Raw genomic sequence first — 954 nt, forward strand, 5'->3', positions numbered from 1 at the left:
GAGAAACGGCCCGGGCGCGCGCGGCCGGCGCCGGTGCTCGCGGCGCCGGCAGACACCGGCGCGGACGAAGTGGAAGCGGAGGTTCTCATCGTGGCGTCCTCACTGCGTCAGCACGACGCCGCTGGCCGGCGACCACGACACGAACACGTCGTCGTTCCACGCCGGCGCGTTGTCGTTCATCAGGTGCGAGCTCGACAGGTTCGACACCACCGTCTTGCCGCTCGGCAGGCGCACGTGGTACAGCGAGTAGCTGCCCATGTACGCGATGTCGGTCACGACGCCGCGCGCCCAGTTGTGTTTCGAGCCCGGTTTCTCGCGCGACACGTGCACGCGCTCCGGGCGCACCGAGATGCCGACCGGCATCCCGAGCGGGCCCGTCACGCCGTGGCTCACGTACATGCGTGCCTCGAGGTCGTCGCTCTCGACGAAAATGTGGTCGGGTTCGTCCTCGACCACGCGTCCCTCGAACAGGTTGGTCGAGCCGATGAATTCGGCCGAGAAACGGCTGTTCGGGTATTCGTAGACTTCGCCGGGCGAGCCGATCTGCACGATCTTGCCTTCGCTCATCACCGCGAGGCGGCTCGCCATCGTCATCGCCTCTTCCTGGTCGTGCGTGACCATCACGCAGGTCACGTCGACCTTCTCGATGATGTTCACGAGTTCGAGCTGGGTCTTCTGGCGGATCTTCTTGTCGAGCGCGGACATCGGCTCGTCGAGCAGCAGCAGCTTCGGGCGCTTGACCAGCGAGCGCGCGAGCGCGACGCGCTGCTGCTGGCCGCCGGAGAGCTGATGCGGCTTGCGCTTCGCGTACTTGCTCATCTGCACGAGCGCGAGCGCGTCGGCCACGCGTTCCCGGATCTCGTTCTTCGGCGTGCCTTCCTGCTTCAGGCCGAACGCGACGTTCGATTCGACCGTCATGTGCGGGAACAGCGCGTACGACTGGAACATCATGTT

Annotated in this window: 1 protein-coding gene; it reads right to left on the reverse strand. The window is 66.1% G+C overall.

The genetic code is table 11. The annotated features are described in order from the left end of the window. Nucleotides 1-99: 99 nt before the first annotated feature. Nucleotides 100-954 (reverse strand): ABC transporter ATP-binding protein (locus tag DPV79_RS41500; protein ID WP_113048180.1); only part of this gene is annotated, 855 nt, incomplete at its 5' end.

Origin of the sequence: Burkholderia reimsis (assembly GCF_003294055.1) — a bacterium.
Lineage (GTDB): Bacteria > Pseudomonadota > Gammaproteobacteria > Burkholderiales > Burkholderiaceae > Burkholderia > Burkholderia cepacia.